The sequence below is a fragment of the Streptomyces sp. NPDC050546 genome (genome assembly GCF_044457425.1).
Taxonomy (GTDB): Bacteria; Actinomycetota; Actinomycetes; order Streptomycetales; family Streptomycetaceae; genus Streptomyces.
Genome location: NZ_JBITGX010000002.1, coordinates 299900 through 315486 on the forward strand (window position 1 = coordinate 299900; position 15587 = coordinate 315486).

Below are 15587 nucleotides of genomic sequence, written 5' to 3' on the forward strand. Positions count from 1 at the left end.
CTCGCATGGGTGACGCGGTGGAACTGGAGGCGGGCGGCCGGACCGTAAGGCTGTCCAGCCCGGACAAGATGTTCTTCCCGGAGCGCGGCTTCACCAAGCTGGACCTCGCCCGCTACTACATCGCCGTCGGCCCCGGCATCCTGCGCGCCCTGCGCGACCGGCCCACCACGCTGGAGCGCTACCCCGAGGGCATGAACGGCGAGAACTTCTTCCAGAAGCGGGCGCCCAAGAACATGCCCGACTGGATCCCGACCGCGCACATCACCTTCCCCAGCGGGCGCAGCGCCGACGAGATGTGCCCGACCGAGGTCGGAGCGGTGGTGTGGGCCGCCCAGTTCGGCACCCTCACCTTCCACCCCTGGCCGGTCCGCCGCGACGACGTCGACAGCCCGGACGAGCTCCGTATCGACCTCGACCCGCAGCCCGGCACCGACTACGACGACGCCGCCCGCGCCGCGCACGAACTCCGGGCGGTGCTCGACGAGTTCGGCGGGCTGCGCGGCTTCCCCAAGACCTCGGGCGGCCGGGGTCTGCATGTCTTCGTGCCCATCGAACCGCGCTGGACCTTCACCCAGGTGCGGCGCGCCGCCATCGCCGTCGGCCGGGAGCTGGAGCGGCGCATGCCGGACCAGGTGACCATCAAGTGGTGGAAGGAGGAGCGGGGCAGGCGCATCTTCGTGGACTACAACCAGACGGCACGCGACCGCACGATCGCCTCCGCCTACTCGGTACGGCCCCGCCCGCACGCTCCCGTCTCCGCGCCACTGAGCTGGGACGAGGTGGGGGTCGCGCACCCCCAGGACTTCGACCTGGCGACCATGCCCGCGCGCTTCGCCGAACTCGGCGACGTGCACGCGGACATGGACGACCACCGCTACTCCCTGGAGTCCCTGCTCGACCTCGCCCGCCGCGACGAGCACGACCACGGGCTGGGGGACCTGCCGTACCCGCCCGAGTATCCGAAGATGCCGGGAGAACCGAGGCGGGTACAGCCGAGCAGGGCCAGGAAGGCGCCCGAGGGGCCTACAACTCCTTGATGCGGATGTCTCGGTAGGACACCACATCCGTCGTGCCGTGCACCTGGAGCCCGAGGTAGCCGGAGGCGAACCGCCGCCCGTCCGTGCCCGGGTCGTCCGAGCGAGGCGGGGTGAACGCCTGGCCTCCGGTGTTGTCGAACTCGTTGATCAGCACACCGTTGCGGTACACGGAGTAGTGCTGGTCGACCACGCGGATCTCGTAGTCGTTCCAGGTGCCCTTCTGGGTCACGCCGGCACCGGCCAGCCCCACGCGGTCGAAGCCGTAGACCGACCCGGTCTTGTACATGTCTCCGTCGGGCCGGTCGAGCACCTGCACCTCGTGCCCGTACTTGATGGCGACCCACTCCGGGCGTGACTCCTCCGGGTGGTCGTGGACCCAGGGGAAGCGCACGAACACACCGGAGTTGGCGTTGCCCGTGCCCGGCGCGTCGTCACGCCACTGGAGCTTCAGCGAGAAGTCGCCGTACTTGCGCTCCGGGAACCACAGCATGCCCATGCCGGGCGTGGTGGTGCTGGAGGTGATCGTCCCGTCGGCGTTCAGCCCGAACGAACCGCCGCCCACCTGGCGCCACTTGGCCAGCGACTCCGCGCTGCCGTCGAAGAGCGAACGATAGCCCTCGGTCTGCCCCGGCTTGCCGATGCCGGACTGGCGGGCGGCCTTCCGGACGGCGTTGTACTCGCGCTGGTCGAGCACGCCCTCCTTGAGCAGCGCGTCGAGGACGGACGTCACGTGCTTGAGGAACAGCGCGTGGGACGTCCACTCCTTCTCGTCCTCGATCAGCTCGCCGATCCGGCACCGGTTGTCGGTCACCCGGTTGCGCACTCCCGAGTCGACCGAGCCGACGATCACCGTCAACCGCTCGTCGTACTCCGGGCAGTCGGGCGCCGGAACCTGGCCGGAGACGACCGTGAAGGCCACGGTGCGGGCCGCCGCGGTATTGCCTGCCTTGTCCGTCGCCCGGTACGCGACCGTGTGCCCGCCCGCCCGGTCGACCACCACAGGGGCCGAGTAGAGGAGATACGGCCCGCCGTCGAGCGAGTACTCGATCTTCTCGACGCCCGAGCCGTGCGCGTCGGTCGCCGTGACGGTCACCCGCGCGCTGTTGACGTACGCCCCGGCGGAGTTCTTCGTACCGTCCACGGTCACGCCCGTCACCGGCGGCGTGGTGTCCTGCGGCGGTGCCGCGACGACCTTGAACTGCACGCTCTTCTCGGCCGCGACGTTGCCCGCCTTGTCGGTGGCGCGGTAGCGGACGGTGTGGGTGCCGACCTGGTGCACCATCACCGGTGCGGTGTACGGCTGCCAGGCGCCGGAGCCGACCGCGTACTCGATCGTGTTGACCCCCGAGCCCGTGTCCGAGGCGGAGACGGTGACCGTGGCCATGTCGATGTACGCCCCGTCGGGGTCGCGCTCACCGCTCACCGTCGCCGAGGTCTCCGGCGCGGTCGTGTCGTCCGACTGCGGCGCCACGACCGTGAACGCCGCGCTCTTCTCGGCGGAGACGTTGCCCGCCTTGTCGAAGGCGCGGTAGCGGACCTTGTGGGCGCCGACCTGGTCGACGACGACCGGCGCGGTGTACGGCTGCCAGGCACCCGTGTCACCGATCGCGTACTCGATCCTCTCGACGCCCGAGCCGCCCTCGTCGGTCGCGTGCAGCGCCACACTCGCCGAACCGACGTACTCGCCCTGGGTGTTCTGCGTCCCGCTCACATGCGCCGACGCCTCGGGCGCCGTGGTGTCCTCGCCGGTGCCCTCGGTCACGGTGAGAATGCCCTGCATCTGGCCGTGGCCGGGGATCGTGCAGTGGTAGAAGTACCGGCCGGGTGTGAGCGTGACCTGGGCGGTGTACTTGCCGCCCTGGGCGTCGTTCGGGTTGGCCATGATGTTGAGCTGCACGTCGTCGTTGAACTCGGGATCGCTCGTCACGAACGTCAGCGTGTGCGGCATCCCGGTGGTGTTGCCGGTGGCCACACTGTTCTCGAACACGATCGTGGCCGTGCCTGCGACCGCCGTCTTCGGCGCCGAGAGGTACTTGTCGATGTCGTTGCCGGCCGTCCAGGTGAGGACCTGTTCGGCGGCCTTCGCCTTAGGCTGCCCGGACGCCGGCATCGCCTGCACCCCGAGCACCACGAGCAGGGCGGCCAGCAGGGCGGCCCAGATTCTTCGTTGCCGGGTCACTCGGTCCCCCTCGCCAGCTGACCGGCGGCCGGGGTCGGCCCGCCGCCCTTGTAGGAGACCCGCCACAGGGCCGACCTGGAGTCCGAGGTGAAGAAGCCGCGCCCGTAGTCGAGGACGTACAGCGCACCGTCCGGACCGAACTTCCAGTCCATGAGGTTCTTGATGCCGTCGTTGCCGATCGGCACGATCTTCTTCAGCGACTCCGAGTGCACCGGCAGACCGCCGTCGCCCTGTGTCTTCGGGTCCATGAGCACCGCGTTGCGCGGCTGGTCGGCGTCGTAGAAGTCACCGACGAACCACTTGCCGTCCCAGTAGGCGGGCCACTTGGCCGCGCTCGTGCTGCCGGTGTCGTACCGGTAGACCGGGCCGTTCATCGCGGCCTGGCCGCCGCCCTTCAGCCAGGGCAGCCGGTACGTCGCCTCCTCCGGCTTGTACGAGGGGACGCCGCTTGCGTCCCGCGGGTAGTCCGGCGCACCGCCCTGCGGCGAGTACCAGATGTTGTTGCCGGTGACCGGCGGCAGATTGACCAGACCGTCGTTGTTCGGCGACTCGTTCTTGGGGCGGTCGCAGTCGTACCAGCCCAGCGGCTTGGACGGGTCCGGCAGATTGCGGTCCCGGTAGGGCTGCTTGTTGCCCATGCAGTACGGCCAGCCGCGGTTGCTCGCCCTGGTGATGGCCGCGAACGTGTCGTACTTGGCCGGACCCCAGGTCGTCGAGGGCGAGCCCGCGTCCGGACCGACCCAGCCCGCGTAGAGCACGTCGGTCGACTTGTCGACGAAGATACGCGCGGGGTTCCTGACCCCCATCACATAGATCTCGCCCCGGGTCTTGCCGCCGCCCTCGTCGGTCTCCTTCCCGGTGAAGAGATTGCCCTCGGGGAGCGTGATCGTCCCGTCCGGCTCCGGGTGGATGCGCAGGATCTTGCCGTTGAGGTTGTTGGTGTTGCCCGCCGTGCGGCGCGCGTCCGCGAAGGAGACGCCCTTGTAGTTCGGCTGCGGGTTGTTGCCCGAGTAACCGGAGCTGAACCCGCTGGAGTTGTTGTCACCGGTGGCGATGTAGAGATTGCCCTTGGAGTCCCAGGCCATCCCGCCGCCCGAGTGACAGCAACTGTGGATCTGCACCGGCCACTTCAGCAGCACCTTCTCACTGGCCAGGTCCAGCTTGTTCGTGGCCTGGTCGAGCGTGAAGCGGGAGACGCGACGCTCGGCCATCCGTGTGTCGCGGTTGATCCCCGAGTGGGGCGTGTAGTGCAGATACACCCAGCCGTTGGTCGCGAACCCCGGGTCCAGCTCGATGCCGAGCAGCCCCTCCTCGACCTTGATCAGCTCGTCGCCGCCGCCCTTGTTGCCGAAGACGGTGAGCGCACCCGCCAGCGTGACCTGCTTGGTCTTCGGGTCGTAGACGTGGATCTCGCCCTTGCCCTTGCCGATGTCGGGGTTGTTCCAGTCGGTGACCACGGGCTGCGAGGAGTCGGCACCGCCCCGGCCGATGTAGAACACCCGGCCGTCGGGCGCGGTGACCAGCCCGTGCGGTTCGCCGATCTGGTCGTTCTGCCCCGGCTGGTTGGGCTTGGTCAGCCGCTCCGCCTGGTAGTTGGCGTTGATGGTCGCCTTGCAGTCGGCCTGCTCCAGCCTGGTCGTCCACAGCAGCGCGCCGCGCAGATGGGCACGGAAGTCGGTCTCGTCGTACGACGACACCGTGCCCCCCATGCCGGTGTAGAAGGAGCGGCCGCCGTCGTAGTCGCGGCACCAGCTGACCGGGTGGTCCCAGCCGTTGGCGCCCGTGCCCGGCTGATAGCTCGACTCCCGTACCCGGGCCACCGTATGGACATCACCCGACGGGTTCTTCACCCAGTTCAGCCACTTGTCCGGATGCTTCCACTGCACCGGCAGGTCCTTGGTGGCCGGGTGCCTGCGGTCGCCGACCTCGACGGTCGCACGCTGCGCGGCCGAGGGGCTCGACGCGGCCGGGCGGGCTCCCACCAGTCCGGTGAACCAGTCCGAGTACGGCTCCGCGCGCGCCGCGTCATGGAGCCCGACGAACCCGCCGCCGGCCTCCATGTACGCCTCCAGGCCCGCCTCCTGCTCCGCGTCGAGGACATCGCCCCCGCCGGTCAGGAACACGATCGCGTTGAAGCGGCCGAGTCTCGTCTCGTCGGTGAACACCGAGGCGTCGCCGGTGGCTTGGACCTTGAAACGGCGGTTCGCCGGGCCCGAGAGCCCGATCTTCTCGATCGCCTCGATGCCGGCGTTCACGACCGGGGACTCCTCCCCGGCCGCCGCGGAACCGTGGAAGATCAGCACCCGTACATTCGCGCCGCCCGGCGGCGACTTGATCGACATCGTTGTCAGCGGGGGTTCCGGATACGGCCGCGCGTTCGCGGCCGGCCCCGACAACAGCCCGGCGGTCACGACTCCGGCGGCCACGGAGGCCGCCCAGACACGTCTTCCCTTGCTCAACCCTCGTAAGTGCATGGGCACCTCCTCGGTCACAGCAACACCGCCAAGGAAGCTAAACCCCTTTGCATCTTTCGCCAATACCTATGACCGGGATGGCTCCAACTTTGTCTTGAGTGTGGATAAACGGGGGCGTGGCCGGTACCGTCGCACAGGTTCATCACAGGTACGCCTCCGTAAAAGCCTTACCAGGGTGGGGAGTTCCGCATGGACAGACGCAGCTTCAACCGGCGGGTCCTGCTGGGCACCGCTGCCGTCGCGACATCGTTGTCCGTGGCACCGGAGGCCATCAGCGCAGACGGACCGGCGAAGACGGCGCCCGCCGGAGGCGAGGTGAAGCGCATCAAGCTGTACGCCGAGAAGCTCGCCGACGGCCAGATGGGCTACGGACTGGAGAAGGGCAAGGCGACCGTCCCCGGCCCGCTGATCGAGCTCAACGAGGGCGACACCCTGCACGTCGAGTTCGAGAACGCCATGGACGTGGCGGTGAGTCTGCACGTCCACGGCCTGGACTACGAGATCACCAGCGACGGCACGAAGATGAACCGCAGTCATGTCGAACCGGGCGGCACCCGCACCTACACCTGGCGCACCCACGCCCCCGGCCGCCGCAAGGACGGCACCTGGCGGGCGGGCAGCGCGGGCTACTGGCACTACCACGACCATGTCGTCGGCACCGAACACGGCACGGTGGGACTGCAGAAAGGCCTGTTCGGCCCCGTCATCGTCCGCCGCAAGGGAGACGTCCTGCCCGACCGGACGCACACGGTCGTCTTCAACGACATGCGCATCAACAACAAACCGCCGCACTCCGGGCCGAACTTCGAGGCCACGGTGGGGGACCGCGTCGAGTTCGTCGTGATCACGCACGGCGAGTTCTACCACACGTTCCATATGCACGGTCACCGCTGGGCGGACAACCGCACCGGCATGCTGACCGGCCCCGACGACCCCAGCCAGGTCATCGACAACAAGATCACGGGCCCGGCCGACTCCTTCGGCTTCCAGGTGATCGCGGGGGAGGGGGTCGGCGCCGGCGCCTGGATGTACCACTGCCATGTGCAGAGCCACTCCGACATGGGGATGGTGGGGCTGTTCCTCGTGAAGAAGCCGGACGGGACGATCCCCGGGTACGAGCCGCACGAGCACGGGCGGCACGGAGGGGAGCAGCAGGCGCACGAGCACTGAGGAACGCGGGGCGAGAGCGCTCTCACCAGGGCGCGTCCCCGGGGCTATCCTGATCCGCAGCCGCAGATGAGGAGCCCCGAAGTGACCGACACCGCGCCGCGTCCCACTCTGGAGGCCGTGGCCGCCCGGGCCGGTGTCTCGCGGGCCACCGTCTCGCGTGTGGTCAACGGCGGGGACGGGGTGCGGGACGTTCTCGTGGAGCGGGTCCGCAAGGCCGTGGACGAACTCGGGTATGTGCCCAACCAGGCCGCCCGCTCCCTGGTGACCCGGCGGCACGACGCGATCGCGGTCGTCGTCGCCGAACCGGAGACCCGGGTCTTCGCCGACCCGTTCTTCGCGCTCCAGCTGCGCGGCATCAGCAAGGAGCTCACGGCCCACGACAACCAGCTCGTCCTGCTGCTCACGGAGGGCCAGGACGATCACGCCCGGGTCGGCCGGTACCTCGCCGGCGGGCATGTCGACGGGGCCCTCGTCTTCTCCCTGCACCTCGACGACCCGCTGCCGGAGCTGATCCAGCGGGCCGGTGTCCCCACCGTCTTCGGCGGGCGGCCGGGCTGGAGCGGCGACCGGCGCGCTGTTCTGTACGTCGACAGCGACAACCGGGGCGGGGCCCGCGACGCCGTCCGCCACCTGGCCGGCCTCGGCCGCACCCGGATCGCGCACATCACCGGCGCACTCGACCAGACCTCCGCGGCGGACCGGCTCGACGGCTACCGGGACGTCATGGCGGACGCCGACCCGGCGCTGATCGCCGAGGCCGACTTCACCCCGGCCGGCGGCGAGCGCGCGATGCGCGAACTCCTCGACCGCTGCCCGGACCTGGACGCGGTGTTCGCCGCCAACGACCTCACGGCCTCCGGTGCCCTGCGCGTCCTGCGCGAGTCCGGGCGGCGCGTCCCCGACGACGTCGCCGTGATCGGCTTCGACGACATGCTGCCCGTCGCGGAACAGACCGACCCGCCCCTCACGACGGTCCGTCAGGACATCGAGGAGATGGGCCGCCTGATGGCCCGCCTGCTGCTGCGCGACCTCGACCGCGGCACCTCGCACGCGGCCCCGGACGAGGGCGTCGGAGACACGCCCTCCAGCGTGGTTCTGCCGACGACGCTGGTCCGGCGGGCGTCCGCCTAGCCGGTCGGCGCGGTTCGGGGGGAGGCCGCCCCGTCCGTGTGCGGCGGCCGCGCCCGGAGGCGGGGTGGGTTGAGGGGACTCTCACCACGCTGGGAGGCGATGCGGTCCAGGCCGGTCGGCCTCAGCGCACGCGGGCATTGTCGGCCCCAGCACACGCGGGCATTGCGCCAGGAGTCGGCCTCAGGCCGCCTGCGGTTCGCTGCGGATCACCGCGAAGCGTGCCCCGTACGGGTCGGCGAGCTTGGCGAGGCGGCCGGCGCCCGGCAGGTCCGTGGCGGGCACACGGATCGCGCCGCCCAGTCCCTGGGCCCTGTCGGCGATGGCGTCCGGGTCGTCGACCTCGAAGTACGGCAGCCAGTACGCCTCCTCCTCGACCGGGTCGTCGGCCAGCGCCACGACACCGCCGAACATGGCGTCCTCGGGCTCTCCTGCGGGGACGAAGGTGGTGTAGGCGCCGCCGGGGAACTCGACGCCGACGGTCTCCAGGCCGAGCACGGAGTGGTAGAAGGCGGCCGCGGCGGGGACGTCCGCCGTGTACAGCTCCACCCAGCACAGCGAGCCGTGCTCCTGGACGACGTCCAGGCCCTTGTTGCGCCCCGGCTGCCACAGCCCGAACAGCACCCCCGCCTGGTCGGCCAGGACCGCCATGCGGCCCAGGTCCCGCACGTCCATCGGCTGCATCAGCACCGAGCCGCGCGCCTGCCCGGCCGCCTGCGCCGTGGCGTCCGCGTCCGGAGCCTGGAAGTACACCGACCAGGAGGGCGGGCCCTGCTCCGGCGTGGTCTGCATTCCGCCGGCGGCGGTTCTGCCGCCGAGCTGGAAGAGGCCGTACCCCCCGACGTCGGGGGCGCCCGGCTGGAAGCTCCAGCCGAACAGGTCCCCGTAGAAGGCGGCGGCGCCGTCGATGTCGGGTGTGCCGAGATCGATCCAGTTCGGAGCGCCGGTGACATAACGGGTGGTGAGCATGGCCGCCCTCCTTCACAGGGTCCCGTCGTCTCTCTGCCGAGTCTGGCACCGCCCACTGACAAGCGCCGCCGGAGGGCCCGCCGGGGCGTGGTGCGCGACGTTTCCGCGCGCCGCCGTGCGCCGGCTGGTCGAAGGGGTGATGATCGGAGTGGCCGGTGCCATGAACGCGGTGTTGATCCCGCGTTGATCGAACGTTTTTCGCCGCCCGCGACGCTTCTGGCCATGCACATCGACACCATCACCTCGCCCGAACTCGCCTGGCAGCAGGAAGCGTTGTGTGCGCAGACCGGGGCGGACTTCTTCTTCCCCGAACCGGGCAGTTCGGTGCGGGAGGCGAAGCGGATCTGCGGCCTGTGCCCGATCCGTACGGAGTGCCTCGAGTACGCGCTGGACAACGACGAGCGTTTTGGGGTCTGGGGCGGCATGTCGGAGAAGGAACGGCTGGAGCTGCGGCGCAGGTCGAGCTAGCAGGCCAGGACGTGTCGCACGCAAGAGCCCCCTGGCAGGACGTCCTGCCAGGGGGCGCGGCGTGTCGCCGGTCTGGAGGTCAGGCGCCGGCCGCCCGGGCCGCCATGCGGGCCTTGCGCGCGGCCAGCTTCTCGTCGAACTTCGACGCCTCGGAGTCCAGGCCGCCCATGAACAGGCCGAGTTCCTCCTGCGCCTTGCGGCCCTCGGGGCCCAGGCCGTCGATCTCCATGATCTTCAGGAAGCGCAGCACGGGCTGGAGCACGTCGTCGTGGTGGATGCGCATGTTGTAGACCTCGCCGATCGCCATCTGCGCGGCGGCCCGCTCGAAGCCGGGGATGCCGTGACCGGGCATCCGGAAGTTCACGACGACGTCCCGCACCGCCTGCATCGTCAGGTCGGGCGCGAGCTGGAACGCCGACTTGAGCAGGTTGCGGTAGAAGACCATGTGCAGGTTCTCGTCGGTCGCGATGCGGGCCAGCATCCGGTCGCAGACGGGGTCACCGGACTGATGGCCGGTGTTGCGGTGCGAGATGCGGGTGGCCAGCTCCTGGAAGGCGACATAGGCGACCGAGTGCAGCATCGAGTGGCGGTTGTCCGACTCGAAGCCCTCGCTCATGTGGGACATCCGGAACTGCTCCAGCTTGTCCGGGTCCACGGCGCGCGAGGTGAGCAGGTAGTCCCGCATCACGATGCCGTGCCGGCCCTCCTCCGCCGTCCAGCGGTGCACCCAGGTGCCCCAGGCGCCGTCACGGCCGAAGAGCGAGGCGATCTCGTGGTGGTAGCTGGGGAGGTTGTCCTCGGTCAGCAGATTGACGATGAGCGCGATGCGGCCGATCTCGGTGACCTGGGACTGCTCCTTCTCCCAGGCCTCGCCGTCCTCGAAGAGTCCGGGGAAGTTGCGCCCGTCGCTCCACGGCACGTACTCGTGCGGCATCCAGTCCTTGGCGACCTGCAGATGCCGGTTGAGCTCCTTCTCGACCACTTCCTCCAGTGCGTACAGCAGCTGAGCGTCGGTCCAGGCGCCGGCGGGGCTGCCGAGGTGGGGAGTGGCGATCGTCATGGACTCTCCAGGGGACATGCGTACGAGCGGTGAGCGGTAACTTACGGAATCGTAGGCTACGTTTCCGTAGGTTACGATGCCGTAGGTTAAGGGTGCTGTAAAGGCCGCTGATCAGCGGGTCGCCCGCCCGCTCGGCGCCGTCCCCGGGACCCGCAGGTCGAGGGCCGAAAGGGGGACGCGGCGGCCCGGTCAGGCGTACAGCTCCCGGAGCCGCACCGAGAGGCACGTCACACATCCCTCGAGCTTCTCGAACTCGCTGATGTCCACGACGACCGGTTCGTACCCGAGGTCCGCGAACAGCTCCGCGGTCTTCGGCGCGCTCGCCGCCATCAGCAGTTTGTCACCGCCGAGCAGGACCACGTGCGCGCCGGCCTCCTCGGGCACCGGCAGGAAGCGCGCGAACAGCGACGGCGTGTCCATCTTCGGGATGTGCCCGACGACCGTGCCGTCCGGCAGCGCCGTCACCGCCGACTTCAGGTGCAGCACCTTGCTCACCGGTACGGAGACGACCCGCGCGCCCAACGGCTCGAACGCGGCGCGCAGCTGCTGCACGCCGGCGGCGTTGGTGCGCCCGCCCCGGCCCACGTACACCGTGTCGCCGATCTTCAGGACGTCGCCGCCCTCCAGGGTGCCCGGCTCCCAGATCCAGTTCACCGAGCAGCCCAGACCGGCCACGGCCTCCTCCACCCCGGCGGTCTCCGCGCGCCGGGACTCGGCGCCCGGGCGGGCGATCAGCGCGACGTTCCGGTACATCACGACCGTGTCCTCGACGAACGCCGAGTCCGGGCAGTCGTCGGCCGGATCCACCTCGATGGTGTCCCAGCCGTGCGCGCGCAGGGCCGTCACGTACGCCTCCCACTGCTCGACCGCGAGGTCGGCGTCGACCCTCTCCCGTTCGATGTGCGTCACCAGCCCCTCGGCGAGGCGCGGGCTGGGGCGGCGGACGAGGGCCTTCTTGCTGGGCACGAGCGTGACTCCGTATCGGATGGGACGTGTCTGGACCGCACCGACAGGACCTCCGGGATCGGCCGGAACGCATCGGGCGTCAGCCGACCATGATGCAGGGCGATCCCGCGGGACGACACCCCTGGGCGCGAGGGGCCGTCGCACCGCCGGGGGTCGCGCTCAGCCCGCCGGGGCCCGCGCCGCCCGCCGCAGGTGCTCCCCGGTGGACGAACCCCGCGCCGCCAGGAGCTGCCGCGGCGTGCCCTCGAAGATGATCTCGCCGCCGTCCCGTCCGCCGTCCGGGCCGAGGTCGATCACCCAGTCGGCGCGGGCGACCACGTCCAGGTTGTGCTCGACGACGACCGTGTTGCCCGTGTCGACCAGCCGGTCCAGCAGGGCGACGAGCCCCTCCACGTCCGCCATGTGCAGGCCGGTCGTCGGTTCGTCGAGGACGTAGACCGCGCCCGTCCGGTGCAGCCGCGTGGCCAGCTTGATGCGCTGCCGCTCACCGCCGGAGAGGGTGGAGAGGGGCCGGCCGAGCGTCAGATACGTCAGTCCGACGTCCCGCAGGGCGCGCAGCCGGCGCCGTACGCCGGTGTCGTCGAAGAAGCCGAGTGCCTGCTCGGCCGTCATCTCCAGGACGTCGGCGATGGAGGCGCCCCGCACGGTGAGCCGCAGCACCTCGTCCCTGAAGCGCCGCCCCTCGCAGTCGTGGCAGGTCGTCGTCACCGGGTCCATGAAGGCGAGGTCGGTGTAGATGATCCCCCGGCCCTCGCAGGTGCCGCAGGCGCCGCTCGAGTTGAAGCTGAAGAAGCCCGCCTCCGCCCCCGTCTCCCGGGCGAAGATCTTCCGTACCGTGTCCATGATCCCCAGATAGGTCGCCGGAGTGGACCGGCCCGAGATCCCGATCGACGACTGGTCGACGACCACGGCCTCGTCGTGGGCGGCGGTGAACTCCGCGACCAGGGTGCTCTTTCCCGACCCGGCGACCCCGGTCACCGCCGTGAGCACACCCGCCGGGAACCGCACGGTGACGTCCCGCAGATTGTGCCGGTCGGCTCCCTTGACCCACAGGTCGCCGACGGGCCCGCGCACCTCTTCCTTGACCGCCGTACGGGTGCGCAGGCAGCGGCCGGTGAGCGTGCCGGACGCGGCCAGCTCCTCCGGGGTGCCCTCGAACACCACATGGCCGCCCCCGGTGCCCGCCCCCGGCCCCATGTCCACCACATGGTCGGCCAGCGCGATCACGTCCGGGTCGTGCTCGACGACCAGCACGGTGTTGCCCTTGTCGCGCAGCCGCAGCAGCAGATCGCCGAGGCGGCCCACATCGCGCGGGTGCAGGCCGACGCTCGGCTCGTCGAAGATGTACGTCATCCCGGTCAGGCTGGAGCCGAGGTGCCGCACCGTCTTCAGCCGCTGCCCCTCCCCGCCGCTGAGCGTGGACGTCTCCCGGTCGAGGCTGAGGTAGCCGAGCCCGATGGTCTCGATCCGCTCCAGCGCCGCCACCGCCGCCCCCGCGACCACCCCGGCCACCGGGTCGTCGATCTCCTTCAGCACGACGATGAGGTCGGTGACCTGCATCCGTGCGCAGTCGGCGATGGACCGGCCGTCGATCCGGGTCGCGAGCGCCGCCGCGTTGAGACGGGCTCCCCGGCAGGCCGGGCAGGCGCCCTCCACCAGGAACTCCCGGACCAGGTCGCGGGTCTTCTGGCTCATCGCCGACAGATCCCGCTTCAGATACAGCCGCTCGAAGCGGTCGGCCAGCCCCTCGTACTCGGTGGTCCAGGTGCCGCCGGTGCCGTTGACGGTGACCTTGCTGCCGGGCCGCCCGCGCATCAGGAACTCCCGCTCGGCCGCCGTGAACCGGCCCACCGGCTTGTCGGGGTCGAGGTCGGCGCTGTTCGTGTACGCCTGCCCCTGCCAGGTCCCGGCGGCGAACGGCGGGAAGCGGACCGCCCCGTCGGCGAGGGAGCGGTCCGGGTCCACGATGCGGTCCCAGTCGGGCCGGACCGTACGGCCGAGGCCGTCGCAGTCGGGGCACATGCCCGACGGGTCGTTGAACGAGTAGGCCGTGGCCGGCCCGGCGCTCGGGGTGCCGTGCCGGGAGAACAACACCCGGATCACCGAGTAGACGTCCGTCATGGTGCCTACGGTCGACCGGGAGTGGCCGCCGACCGGCCGCTGGTCGACGACGATCGCGGGGGAGAGGCCCCCCAGACCGTCCGCGTGCGGCCGCTCGTACTTGGGCAGGCGGTTGCGGACGAACCAGGGATACGTCTCGTTCAGCTGACGCTGCGACTCCACCGCGATCGTGTCGAAGACGACGGACGACTTCCCCGACCCCGAAACGCCGGTGAACACGGTCAGCCGGCCTTTCGGGATGCGGAGGGTGACGTCCTTGAGGTTGTTCTCGCGTGCTCCGGTCAGGGTGATGACATCGTGCGTGAAGTCGGTCATGCCACCGAAGCTAGGCGGAATACCCGACAGCCTCTGGCGTGATTTCCCTCAGTTCTCCGTCCTCCAGCCGCAGCCAGCGTGTGATGCCGATCGACTCCAGGAACGGCAGGTCGTGACTGGCCACGATCAGTGCTCCCTCGTAGGACTCCAGGGCCGTCGTCAGCTGCCGCACGCTCGCCATGTCGAGGTTGTTGGTCGGCTCGTCGAGCATGAGCAGCTGCGGCGCGGGCTCCGCCAGCATCAGCGCGGCCAGCGCGGCCCGGAAGCGTTCGCCGCCAGACAGCGTCGCCGCCTTCTGGTCGGCCCGGGCGCCCCGGAACAGGAAGCGGGCCAGCCGTGCCCGGATCCGGTTGTTGGTGGCGTCCGGCGCGAACCGGGCCACGTTCTCGGCGACGGTCAGCTCCCCGTCGAGAACGTCGAGCCGCTGCGGCAGGAACCGCAGCGGCACATGCGTCCGCACGTCGCCCGACTCCGGATCCAGCTCGCCGGTGATCGTGCGCAGCAGCGTGGTCTTGCCCGAGCCGTTGCGCCCGATCAGCGCGACCCGCTCGGGGCCGCGCAGCTCGAAGCCGCCCTCCACACGGGCGCCGTAGCGGAGCCCGAGATCCTGGAGGGTGAGGACGGTACGCCCCGGCGGGACGGCCGTGTAGGGCAGGTCGACACGGATCTCGTCGTCGTCCCTCACGGCCTCCACCGCCTCGTCGAGCCGCTCCCTGGCCTCGGCGAGCCTCTCCTCGTGCATGATGCGGTGCTTGCCCGCTGACTCCTGCGCCGCGCGCTTGCGCGCCCCCATGACGATTTTCGGCTCGCGCTTCTGTTCGAACATCTTCTGTCCGTACCGCTTGCGGCGGGCCAGCTTGACCTGGGCGTCGGCCAGTTCGCGCTTCTGTTTGCGGAAGTCGGACTCGGCGACGCGCACCATGCGCTCGGCCGCCTCCTGTTCGACCGACAGGGCCTCCTCGTAGTCGGAGAAGTTGCCCCCGTACCAGGTGATCTCGCCGGTGCGCAGATCCGCGATCTGGTCTACGAGGTCCAGGAGTTCACGGTCGTGGCTGACGACGACCATCACGCCCGGCCAGGACTGGACGGCCGTGTACAGCCGCCTGCGCGCGTACAGGTCGAGGTTGTTGGTCGGCTCGTCCAGCAGCAGCACGTCGGGCCGGCGCAGCAGCAGCGCGGCCAGTCGCAGCAGGACCGACTCGCCGCCCGAGACCTCGCCGATGGTGCGGTCCAACTCGACGTGCCCGAGCCCGAGTTCGCCCAGGGTGGCCAGGGCGCGCTCCTCGACGTCCCAGTCGTCGCCGACGGTCTCGAAGTGCGCCTCGGCCACGTCACCCGCCTCGATGGCGTGCAGCGCGGCCCGCTGTGCGGCGATGCCGAGCGCCTGGTCGACGCGCAGGGTGGTGTCGAGCGTGACGTTCTGCGGGAGGTACCCGACCTCACCGGCGACGCGGACGGTGCCGTCGGCCGGTGCGAGCTCACCGGCGATCAGCTTCAACAGGGTCGACTTTCCCGACCCGTTGACGCCGACCAGGCCGGTGCGGCCCGGGCCGAACGCGACGTCGAGGCCCTCGAAGACGGAGGAACCGTCGGGCCAGGTGAAGGAGAGGGAGGCGGCAGTGATGGAAGTAGGCATGCGGGGCCTCTTTCGCGGTTGCTTGATGCGGTCAGGGGCAAACGCGTATCGAGACACCTGCGAC

11 protein-coding genes are annotated in these 15587 nt (G+C 70.3%); 4 read left to right on the forward strand and 7 right to left on the reverse strand.

The window, feature by feature from the left end:
* Positions 1-5 precede the first annotated feature (5 nt).
* Positions 6-1037, forward strand: coding sequence for a non-homologous end-joining DNA ligase (ligD, locus tag ACIBK5_RS06120; protein ID WP_399016713.1), 1032 nt, complete (start codon positions 6-8; stop codon positions 1035-1037).
* On the opposite strand, the gene ACIBK5_RS06125 is transcribed toward ligD, so the two are convergent.
* The gene (locus tag ACIBK5_RS06125) at positions 1024-3216 is read right to left on the reverse strand and encodes an OmpL47-type beta-barrel domain-containing protein (RefSeq protein ID WP_399016715.1); all 2193 of its coding nucleotides are present in this window, start codon (positions 3214-3216) and stop codon (positions 1024-1026) included. The two genes, ligD and ACIBK5_RS06125, sit on opposite strands and share 14 nt — an antisense overlap.
* Entirely contained in the window at positions 3213-5690 is a 2478-nt protein-coding gene (locus ACIBK5_RS06130) for a ThuA domain-containing protein (protein ID WP_399016717.1), read from the reverse strand. Before ACIBK5_RS06130 ends, ACIBK5_RS06125 begins: the two co-directional genes overlap by 4 nt.
* 189 nt (positions 5691-5879) lie before the next feature.
* Between ACIBK5_RS06130 and ACIBK5_RS06135 the strand changes: the two genes are divergently transcribed.
* Positions 5880-6860 (forward strand): multicopper oxidase domain-containing protein, encoded by a 981-nt coding sequence (locus ACIBK5_RS06135; protein WP_399016719.1) that lies wholly within the window; start codon positions 5880-5882, stop codon positions 6858-6860.
* An 81-nt stretch (positions 6861-6941) separates the two neighbouring features.
* Positions 6942-7991 carry a LacI family DNA-binding transcriptional regulator gene (locus tag ACIBK5_RS06140; RefSeq protein WP_399016721.1) on the forward strand — a complete coding sequence of 350 codons (1050 nt, stop codon included), beginning with the start codon at positions 6942-6944 and terminating at the stop codon, positions 7989-7991.
* Between the two features lie 180 nt (positions 7992-8171).
* Here the strand turns inward: ACIBK5_RS06140 and ACIBK5_RS06145 are convergent, their stop codons facing one another.
* The gene (locus ACIBK5_RS06145) at positions 8172-8957 is read right to left on the reverse strand and encodes a VOC family protein (RefSeq protein ID WP_399016723.1); all 786 of its coding nucleotides are present in this window, start codon (positions 8955-8957) and stop codon (positions 8172-8174) included.
* A 222-nt stretch (positions 8958-9179) separates the two neighbouring features.
* On the opposite strand from ACIBK5_RS06145, the gene ACIBK5_RS06150 reads away from it, so the two are divergent.
* The gene (locus tag ACIBK5_RS06150) at positions 9180-9425 is read left to right on the forward strand and encodes a WhiB family transcriptional regulator (RefSeq protein ID WP_399016725.1); all 246 of its coding nucleotides are present in this window, start codon (positions 9180-9182) and stop codon (positions 9423-9425) included.
* Between the two features lie 79 nt (positions 9426-9504).
* On the opposite strand, the gene ACIBK5_RS06155 is transcribed toward ACIBK5_RS06150, so the two are convergent.
* The 4 genes from ACIBK5_RS06155 to ACIBK5_RS06170 form a co-directional block, all read right to left on the reverse strand.
* Positions 9505-10485 (reverse strand): acyl-ACP desaturase, encoded by a 981-nt coding sequence (locus ACIBK5_RS06155; protein WP_382826248.1) that lies wholly within the window; start codon positions 10483-10485, stop codon positions 9505-9507.
* A 189-nt stretch (positions 10486-10674) separates the two neighbouring features.
* Positions 10675-11451: a dimethylargininase gene (gene ddaH, locus ACIBK5_RS06160; RefSeq protein ID WP_399016727.1), complete on the reverse strand. Its 777-nt coding sequence runs from the start codon at positions 11449-11451 to the stop codon at positions 10675-10677.
* A gap of 159 nt (positions 11452-11610) precedes the next feature.
* Positions 11611-13887 carry an ATP-binding cassette domain-containing protein gene (locus ACIBK5_RS06165; RefSeq protein ID WP_399016729.1) on the reverse strand — a complete coding sequence of 759 codons (2277 nt, stop codon included), beginning with the start codon at positions 13885-13887 and terminating at the stop codon, positions 11611-11613.
* A 10-nt stretch (positions 13888-13897) separates the two neighbouring features.
* A complete protein-coding gene (locus ACIBK5_RS06170) occupies positions 13898-15523 on the reverse strand; it encodes an ABC-F family ATP-binding cassette domain-containing protein (RefSeq protein WP_399016731.1) in 1626 nt (541 codons plus the stop codon).
* Positions 15524-15587: the final 64 nt, after the last annotated feature.

Excerpts from the sequence above, each read along its gene's own strand:
- ACIBK5_RS06170 (WP_399016731.1), bottom strand. The coding sequence starts at position 15,523 with ATGCCTACTTCCATCACTGCCGCCTCCCTCTCCTTCACCTGGCCCGAC.
- ACIBK5_RS06130 (WP_399016717.1), bottom strand. The coding sequence starts at position 5,690 with ATGCACTTACGAGGGTTGAGCAAGGGAAGACGTGTCTGGGCGGCCTCC.
- ACIBK5_RS06155 (WP_382826248.1), bottom strand. The coding sequence starts at position 10,485 with ATGACGATCGCCACTCCCCACCTCGGCAGCCCCGCCGGCGCCTGGACC.
- ligD (WP_399016713.1), top strand. The coding sequence starts at position 6 with ATGGGTGACGCGGTGGAACTGGAGGCGGGCGGCCGGACCGTAAGGCTG.
- ACIBK5_RS06150 (WP_399016725.1), top strand. The coding sequence starts at position 9,180 with ATGCACATCGACACCATCACCTCGCCCGAACTCGCCTGGCAGCAGGAA.
- ACIBK5_RS06165 (WP_399016729.1), bottom strand. The coding sequence starts at position 13,887 with ATGACCGACTTCACGCACGATGTCATCACCCTGACCGGAGCACGCGAG.
- ACIBK5_RS06135 (WP_399016719.1), top strand. The coding sequence starts at position 5,880 with ATGGACAGACGCAGCTTCAACCGGCGGGTCCTGCTGGGCACCGCTGCC.
- ACIBK5_RS06145 (WP_399016723.1), bottom strand. The coding sequence starts at position 8,957 with ATGCTCACCACCCGTTATGTCACCGGCGCTCCGAACTGGATCGATCTC.